The following is a 7,991-nucleotide window of genomic DNA, read 5'->3' as shown; positions in this document are numbered from 1 at the left end:
TTGTAACCTAGTGGGCTAAGTAAAAGCCGAGCAACAAAGAGTAAATAGCCCCTAGGAAGAACCCTTTGGGCAGCGCCTGTTTGGCATTAATGCTACGTTATCGCCCAATTATGGGGAATAACCACACTACTTAGGCTCTGCCTTGCCTAAACACCAAACAGACTGCTGCAAATTTAACCTTGAAAGATTAACAGACCCTAATACTTTAAGTTACTATGCATCATATCATTACAAATCACTAAGTAAGATTTTCGTATAGCCTTTTTTCTGGCATACTTTTTTATTAATTGATGCTAAATTATGTCTAAAGTATTACTTTTGTACGCTACAAAGAGCCTAAGTTGTTGTATTTAATATTACTTGCTCATTTAACTTAGTTTAAAATAGAGTAATAAACCACTATAACTAAGCCTAATTGGTAATACTTTTAAATGCGTCTTCTCTTTAAATAATACTAAAAGAGGGATATGCTGAGGCAAATATGTCATAAATTTGCAAACACAGTTATATATTAGGCTTCGCTTATAAGCGCTTGAATCTAATATTATTGATGTTCGCGGCACACGCGACTTACTTATAAAAAGGGACTATAAAGTGAGATTTGAACAGTTAGAACAATTTGTAGCGCTTGGTGTGCTACGCCACTTCAGACAAGCAGCCGAACAAACTCAAATAAGCACATCAGCGCTCACACGTAGCATTCAAACCTTAGAAGACGAAATGGGGTACGAACTGGTGAAACGCTCAACCCGTTCAGTCAAATTAACACCCGAAGGTGAGCTGTTTCTTGATTACGCCAAAAATACCCTTGCCGAACTTGAGCATACAAAAAAAAGAATTTCTCAATCTGTTAATGGCAATTCAGATGAAAAATTAGTGATTGGCTATACCAATAAAGCCAGTAGTGTAGTGCCCGTATCATGCGGACAGTTTTTAGCGCAATACCCACATGTAAAAATAGAAATGCAATTGCAAGAACAACATGAACTTGCAAGAAAGCTACAAGAGGGTGAAATTGATATTAGTGTTTATTCGCAGGCTATTAATAGCATAGGCAGCGACATACACCTACCGGACCAACTGGTGTTATTTGTTTCTAAACACCACCCGCTAGCGAATAAAAGCGATATCAGCAAACACGATTTAGACAGTTACCCTATGTATGGCTGTTTTTCTCAGTCTAAACAAGTTCAAAGCATGCTTAACGAAGCTATCGATATGCTCAATAAATCAGCGAGTATTAAAGTAGGTAGCATTGAGCAAGTAATGTCAGGGCTGGTTAAGTCAGATCACTTTGCTATTGCAAGTATTGAACACGCCAATACGCTTGCTGAGCACACAGAGCTTGTACAGTTAAAAACAAATAAAGACTTAAGCCACGAACAACTTGTTGTACAAACAAGCCAACAAGCAGCGGTTGGCGAACACATTGACCATTTATTATCGCTTATCAAAAAAGCATCTACCGCGATTAATTAATCCAAGGAAAATAGCATCCAGCGTTGCCCTTAAGCTTTTAAGGGCAGCCCGTTTAGTCAATCTTTCACTGTTCTACTCTTCTTTTTGCTAAGGCCTGCAGCACAGCAGCCTAACCTCAAAAGCACTTTTCGTTTATATGCTTACGTGGGAGGTTTTTTATTTGCTTTAGTAGCGCAGCACAAACCATTAGCTATTAAATTTTTTTAGGCTACACTGTCGCACCTTTTTTAATCAACAGACATGAATGAACACACTTTTTAGTCCTGATGTTTATTTAGATGCAATAAAAACCCACGGCTATGTTGTTATCCCTAACGCACTTATTAATGAGCTAGTAGAGAGTTTAATGACCGATTGCCACCGTATAAACCCGCATTTTAGCCTTGCAGGTATTGGCCGCTTAAACGATTTAAAAATAGAAAAACTATCCGTAAGGATAAAACCTATTGGTTTGATGGCAGCTCGCAAGCCCAACTAACTTATCAAGCTCTAATGGAAAGTATAAAAACAACACTTAATCGTCAGTTTTTTATGGGGTTATTTGACTACGAATGCCATTATGGAAAATATACAAATGGGGATTTTTATAAAAAGCACTTAGATGCGTTTAAAGGGCGTTCTAACCGCGTATTTACAACAGTACTTTATTTAAATACGCCCGAGCAAGGTGGCGAGCTTGTTATATACAAACCAAAAAGTAAGCACATAGAAATAATAATTAAACCCGCCGCAGGGACACTCGTTATGTTTGAAAGCGAGCGATTTGCACACGAGGTATTACCTGCCATTAATGAGCGTTACTCTATTGCTGGCTGGTTTAGAAAGAACGCCTCAATAAGTGGGGTAATTGATCCCCCACGATAAAAAAACATAGCCACAACAACTAGTGGCTATGCTAAGGTTAAATTAATAACGTTGAGATGAAATTAACGCGCAAATACAAATGACAAGAACAAGCCAATAAAAATGGCTAATCCAACATAGTGATTATTTAAAAACGCTTTAAAACATGCATCACGCGCACGTTTATGAATAAGCACTTGCTGATAAATAAGTAACCCAGCGGCAGTACATAAACCAGCAACAAACGCCAAGCCTAGCTGATTAATTAAGCCAATAAGTGCCAACAGCGCTATAAAATTTGCGTTTAATAAAAATATAATGTGACGGTCGTATTTACCAAATAAAATAGCAGTAGATTTAACCCCTATTTTTAAATCATCATCTCTGTCGACCATGGCATACATAGTATCGTACGCTACAGTCCAACAAATATTTGCGGTAAATAACAGCCATGCCTGCAGCGGCAATGTGTCAATTGATGCCATATATGCCATAGGTATTGCCCAACCAAATGCAGCGCCTAAGACCACCTGTGGAAGGTGCGTATAACGTTTCATAAATGGGTAGCAAAAAGCCAGTGCCAACGCCCCAAATGACAATAAAATAGTGTTGATGCTAAGTAGCAATACTAGTACAAAGGCGATGGCTATGAGTAATACAAATAAACTCAATGCTTCACCGGCGCTTACTTGTCCGGTGGCTAAAGGACGCCCTGCTGTACGCTTAACTGAGCCGTCTATTTTTCTATCAGCAAAATCATTTATAACGCAGCCAGCACTGCGCATAACAATTACGCCTAAGGTAAATACAATAAAGTTAACTAGACTAGGCATACCACTGTTTGCAAGCCATAGCGCCCAATAAGTAGGCCACAGTAATAATAATGTACCTATAGGCTTATCAACGCGCATAAGTTGAATATAAAAAGGGCTATGCTGTAATTGCAAAGGGGCTAATTTCATGAGTACAAATAGGCTCCGGGTAAAAATACTTCGCACACTAAAAAGTGGTAATCATTAATAGAAAACACACTACGGCGGCCTAGTAACGGGCGCATGGTTAAATTCAACTCTTCAACAAGTGACTGCAGTGCATGCTCAGAGTCAAAGCGTCCTACTTCAATATTGCTGCGGGTAAGTTCAGGGTGCTGAAAAATAACATCGCCTAAAGGGCGTGCCCCCATATTATGCAGTGTTGTTTGTGTACTTGGCAGCCAGCTTTGGGCATACACCATAGGTGCATTGTCACACAATAAAAGCACCTCACGCTTAAGTGCTTTATTTGTGTTTGAACCAAGTAATTGCTGCTGTGCATCGCTTAAAGTAAAAGTTTGCTCATTGAGCACTTTTACACTAAAACTTTGTGCATTACTTTTTAATTTAGCGGTTAACGAATGTGGCTCAAATAGCCACTCTTGCTCTAACTCAGATAAGTTATTTACCAAAGATGCACATTGCCAATTGGCAGATATAGAAAGCGGAAATGTAATCACAATAGCTCAATAAAATAAAAACCGAGACGATGATAACATTGCCAAAGCATTTGAAAAAGTGATGTTTTACTGGCGATAAATAATTGTAGAAGCTGTTTATTAAGCGCTATTAAGTATAAACTATTTGTATTAAGAAAATGGAAACACACTAAAGATGAAAAAAATAGTATACGCAGGTTTTTTAGCACTATGCCTAAGCTGTTTTAGCTTCTGGGCAAAAGCACAATCCACAGTGGGTTATTTTGGTTTCGAGCCAGATATAATTACCAATTACATAGGTGCCTCAAGTAAAAAAATGGGCTATGTACGCGTGACTATAGACTTAATGCTTAGCAATAACGCAGACATTGCAATTGTAGAGCATCACACTCCACTTTTACGCGATGCATTAGTAGAAATACTCTCAAAAGAGCCTGAAGAAAAAATAAAGTCGCTTACTGGGCGTGAAGAAATTAGAGCTAAGTGTGCCGAAAAATTAAAAAGCCTGTTAAAAGAAGAAACAGGCCAAGAGATTATCCGTGAAGTATTATTTACTAAGTACTTATACCACTAAGCTCACGTTTTTTTAGCATTAAATAAATGAGCGGTTACGGCGTAAGCCATGCCGCTTAAAAGCCCACCTAAATGCGCCCAATTAGCCATACCAACAAATAAAACATCTGCAAAGCCAAGTATTAGCCAAATTAACATAAAGCCAACAATCGCTGTGCTCACTAGCGCAGGCTGCTTAGGGTTTAAATAGCCGTGAATCCAACAAAAGCCCAATAACCCATATACAACACCGCTTAACCCGCCGAAATTGGGACCCACTATTATAAACTGGGCCCAGTTACTAATCAGTGCAGTAACCACAAATAATCCGACTAAACTGAGCTTACCGCATTGTTTTTCAATATTATCGCCAAGCGACATCCACCAAATTAGGTTAAATACAATGTGCATTGCACTAAAATGAACAAGTGCCGGCGTAAACCAGTTCAGTGGTTGGCTCGGGTTAAACTGCAAAGCAGTGTATATTTGCTCAAAACCACCCAATAAAAATGCACAGTAAATAGCAACGCTTACAATACTGACGGTTTTATTCAGCCAGCTTAGTGCTTTAAAACGCGCCACTAAATTAAGCGACTGCCCTTGATACGTTAAGCCAGATTGTGTGCTGCCAACATCCCAAGAGGCTTGTTGATAGCGCTCATGATTTGGGTTTTGTACAAACTCAGCCCATAGCGGTTGCACCTGATGAAAATGTTCAGGCTTAACGCTTATAACCACATTGCTGCCATCAGGTGAGTGTAACTGCCCTTCTAAGCCTTGGCTTTTTAAGTAGTCTATAAACCCTTGCGCAGCGCGTGGGTTATTTAAGCTACCTAATTCAATCATCGCTCTATTTGCTCGCTGTAAGCCGCTTCCCAAGCAGTAAAGCCACCATCCATGCTGTAAACATCTTCAAAACCCTGCTCGACTAGGTAGCTCGCCGCACCTTGTGAGCTCATACCGTGGTAGCAAACAATAATAATGGGCTGATCAAACTCTTTTTCCATCATAAATTGAGCTATATTGGCATTTGAAAGCGCTTCAGAGCCAGGGATATGCCCTGCTTGGTACGAGTTAGGATCGCGTATATCTGCAATTACTACGTCTTCTTTATCAAGTAGCTCATGTGTTTGTTCTATAGATATATGTTTAAAAGCCATTAAAATCTCTTTATAAATTAAATAAAAAAAGGCGGCCACAGCCGCCCTTCTTGTAATTTTGTAGAATTAATCCCAGTTTAAAATTACTTTTCCTGACTGACCTGAGATCATCATATCAAAGCCAGCTTGGAAGTCATCTACAGAATACTGATGCGTAATGATTGGATCTAAATTAAGGCCAGACTGAATCAAACTTGCCATTTTGTACCAAGTTTCAAACATCTCGCGGCCATATATACCTTTTATTACTAAGCCCTTAAAGATTACTTGGTTCCAATCTACTGCCATATCTGAAGGTGGAATACCTAACATGGCAACTTTACCACCGTGGTTCATGTTATTAAGCATAGAATTGAATGCGCTTGGTACGCCTGACATTTCAAGGCCTATATCAAAACCTTCTGTCATGCCCAGGTCATTCATTACATCTTCTAACTTATCATTGGCAACGTTAACGGCACGAGTAGCGCCCATTTTACGCGCAAGCTCAAGACGGTATTCGTTAACATCGGTAATCACAACATGGCGAGCCCCCACGTGCTTAGCTACGGCTGCTGCCATAATACCAATTGGCCCTGCTCCCGTAATAAGTACATCTTCGCCCACTAAATCAAACGATAAAGCTGTGTGCACTGCATTGCCAAACGGGTCAAAAATAGACGCCAACTCATCAGAAATATTGTCGGGAATTTTAAACGCATTAAAGGCAGGAATCACTAAGTACTCTGCAAATGCACCTTCACGGTTAACGCCCACGCCGGTGGTGTTTCGGCATAGATGTACACGACCAGCACGACAGTTGCGACAATGCCCACAGGTAATATGACCTTCGCCAGATACGCGATCACCCACTGCAAAGCCGCGTACTTCTTGGCCCATATCAACCACTTCACCTACGTATTCGTGGCCAACAACCATAGGCGTAGGAATAGTTTTACTCGCCCATTCGTCCCATTTGTAAATATGAACGTCGGTGCCGCAAATTGCCGTTTTACGAATTTTAATAAGTAAATCGTTATGGCCAACTTCAGGCTTTGGCGCATCTGTCATCCAGATACCCGGCTCTGCTTTTAATTTAGATAATGCTTTCATAGTTAACACTCAACTAAAAACCAAGGACTAACCTCGGCTTATAAAAATTTAAATTACACCCATTTCTTTACCAATACGGGTAAAGGCTGCAATAGCGGTATCTAGCTGTTCAATGCTGTGTGCAGCAGAGATTTGTGTACGAATGCGCGCTTGACCTTTTGGCACAACGGGGAACGAAAACCCAGTTACATAAATGCCTCCTGCAAGTAGCTTGTCTGCCATTAGTGACGCTACTTTTGCATCGCCAAGCATGACAGGAATAATGGCATGATCTTTACCCGCACAAGTAAAGCCAGCAGCTTCCATTTGCTCACGAAAATATTTTGCATTAGACCAAAGTTTAGCGCGTAACTCGCCACCATTTTCAAGCATTTCGAGCACTTTAATTGACGCTGTCACAATTGAAGGCGCTAAGGAATTTGAAAATAAATACGGGCGAGAACGCTGACGCAGCCATTCAACAATTTCTTTTTTACCCGATGTATAACCGCCTGATGCACCGCCCAGCGCTTTACCTAGCGTACCGGTAATAATATCTACGCGGTCAAGCACATTACAGTACTCAGGGGTGCCTTTACCATTTTCGCCAACAAAGCCTACTGCATGCGAGTCATCAACCATCACAAGAGCATCGTACTTATCAGCAAGGTCACACACTGCTTCTAAGTTACAAATTACGCCATCCATTGAAAACACACCGTCGGTGGCGATTAATTTTGTTTTAGCGCCGGCTTCGTCTGCGGCAATAAGTTGCTTTTCAAGATCTGCCATATCGTTATTAGCATAGCGAAAACGCTTAGCTTTACATAAGCGAACACCATCAATAATTGATGCGTGATTGAGAGAGTCAGAAATAATAGCATCTTCAGCGCCTAAAAGAGTTTCAAATAGGCCCGCGTTAGCATCAAAACAAGACGAATATAAAATGGTGTCTTCGGTTTCTAAAAACTCACTAATTTTTTGCTCTAGTGTTTTATGGATATCTTGCGTGCCACAGATAAAACGTACTGAGGCAACACCAAAGCCATGGTCGTCTAAACCATCTTGCGCAGCTTTAATTAATTCTGGGCTATTTGCTAAACCTAAGTAATTGTTAGCACAAAAATTAATAACTTTATCGCCAGACGCAACCTCTATCTGAGCTTGTTGCTGCGAGGTAATAATACGCTCACTTTTATACAAACCTTGCGCTTTAACGTCTTCGATTTGCTCTTGTAGTTGGCTAAAAAAAGCAGATGCTCTCATCTGTAGTCTCCAATTAAATGAACGGGTAAACAACAACATTAAAGCCACTGTTTATGATGGGATGTATTGTAAAAGTTTAACGCGTAAAATGCACGGTTTGCAGTTCATCGCAAACACCCGAATTGGCAGGAATTCCTGCCACTTTACAG

At 40.3% G+C, this 7,991-nt stretch carries 8 protein-coding genes and 1 pseudogene; 3 read left to right on the top strand and 6 right to left on the bottom strand.

From position 1 onward, the window contains the following. Positions 1-594: 594 nt before the first annotated feature. The gene (locus CWC16_RS12725) at positions 595-1,479 is read left to right on the top strand and encodes a LysR family transcriptional regulator (protein WP_055014901.1); all 885 of its coding nucleotides are present in this window, start codon (positions 595-597) and stop codon (positions 1,477-1,479) included. Between the two features lie 244 nt (positions 1,480-1,723). Next, positions 1,724-2,343: pseudogene (locus tag CWC16_RS12720) on the top strand (2OG-Fe(II) oxygenase). 62 nt (positions 2,344-2,405) lie between these two features. Here CWC16_RS12720 and ubiA read toward each other — a convergent pair. Both ubiA and CWC16_RS12710 read right to left on the bottom strand, forming a co-directional pair. Then, on the bottom strand, positions 2,406-3,284 hold the full coding sequence (ubiA, locus tag CWC16_RS12715; RefSeq protein ID WP_055020109.1) for a 4-hydroxybenzoate octaprenyltransferase: 879 nt from the start codon (positions 3,282-3,284) through the stop codon (positions 2,406-2,408). After that, positions 3,281-3,814: a chorismate--pyruvate lyase family protein gene (locus tag CWC16_RS12710; RefSeq protein ID WP_138541790.1), complete on the bottom strand. Its 534-nt coding sequence runs from the start codon at positions 3,812-3,814 to the stop codon at positions 3,281-3,283. Before CWC16_RS12710 ends, ubiA begins: the two co-directional genes overlap by 4 nt. Positions 3,815-3,968: 154 nt before the next feature. Between CWC16_RS12710 and CWC16_RS12705 the strand changes: the two genes are divergently transcribed. Further along, complete coding sequence (locus CWC16_RS12705) at positions 3,969-4,367, top strand: flagellar basal body-associated protein FliL (RefSeq protein ID WP_055014898.1); 399 nt, start codon at positions 3,969-3,971, stop codon at positions 4,365-4,367. A 2-nt stretch (positions 4,368-4,369) separates the two neighbouring features. Here CWC16_RS12705 and glpG read toward each other — a convergent pair whose 3' ends face one another. The 4 genes from glpG to CWC16_RS12685 all read right to left on the bottom strand — a co-directional run bounded on the left by glpG (position 4,370) and on the right by CWC16_RS12685 (position 7,842). Next, positions 4,370-5,191: a rhomboid family intramembrane serine protease GlpG gene (glpG, locus tag CWC16_RS12700; RefSeq protein ID WP_138541789.1), complete on the bottom strand. Its 822-nt coding sequence runs from the start codon at positions 5,189-5,191 to the stop codon at positions 4,370-4,372. Next, positions 5,188-5,505, bottom strand: a complete 318-nt coding sequence (gene glpE, locus CWC16_RS12695; protein ID WP_138541788.1) for a thiosulfate sulfurtransferase GlpE — start codon at positions 5,503-5,505, stop codon at positions 5,188-5,190. The genes glpG and glpE overlap by 4 nt, the downstream gene beginning before the upstream one ends. 66 nt (positions 5,506-5,571) lie before the next feature. Next, positions 5,572-6,597 (bottom strand): L-threonine 3-dehydrogenase, encoded by a 1,026-nt coding sequence (gene tdh, locus CWC16_RS12690; protein WP_138541787.1) that lies wholly within the window; start codon positions 6,595-6,597, stop codon positions 5,572-5,574. A gap of 48 nt (positions 6,598-6,645) precedes the next feature. Further along, positions 6,646-7,842, bottom strand: a complete 1,197-nt coding sequence (locus tag CWC16_RS12685; protein ID WP_138541786.1) for a glycine C-acetyltransferase — start codon at positions 7,840-7,842, stop codon at positions 6,646-6,648. Positions 7,843-7,991 lie beyond the last annotated feature (149 nt).

The organism is Pseudoalteromonas sp. S3776, assembly GCF_005886915.1.
In the GTDB taxonomy this organism is placed as follows: Bacteria; Pseudomonadota; Gammaproteobacteria; order Enterobacterales; family Alteromonadaceae; genus Pseudoalteromonas.
This window is presented reverse-complemented; position numbering and strand designations above follow the sequence as displayed.

Bases quoted from the DNA above. Each gene is read 5' to 3' on its own strand.
- glpE (WP_138541788.1), bottom strand. From the start codon at position 5,505: ATGGCTTTTAAACATATATCTATAGAACAAACACATGAGCTACTTGAT.
- glpG (WP_138541789.1), bottom strand. From the start codon at position 5,191: ATGATTGAATTAGGTAGCTTAAATAACCCACGCGCTGCGCAAGGGTTT.
- CWC16_RS12705 (WP_055014898.1), top strand. From the start codon at position 3,969: ATGAAAAAAATAGTATACGCAGGTTTTTTAGCACTATGCCTAAGCTGT.
- CWC16_RS12685 (WP_138541786.1), bottom strand. From the start codon at position 7,842: ATGAGAGCATCTGCTTTTTTTAGCCAACTACAAGAGCAAATCGAAGAC.
- ubiA (WP_055020109.1), bottom strand. From the start codon at position 3,284: ATGAAATTAGCCCCTTTGCAATTACAGCATAGCCCTTTTTATATTCAA.
- tdh (WP_138541787.1), bottom strand. From the start codon at position 6,597: ATGAAAGCATTATCTAAATTAAAAGCAGAGCCGGGTATCTGGATGACA.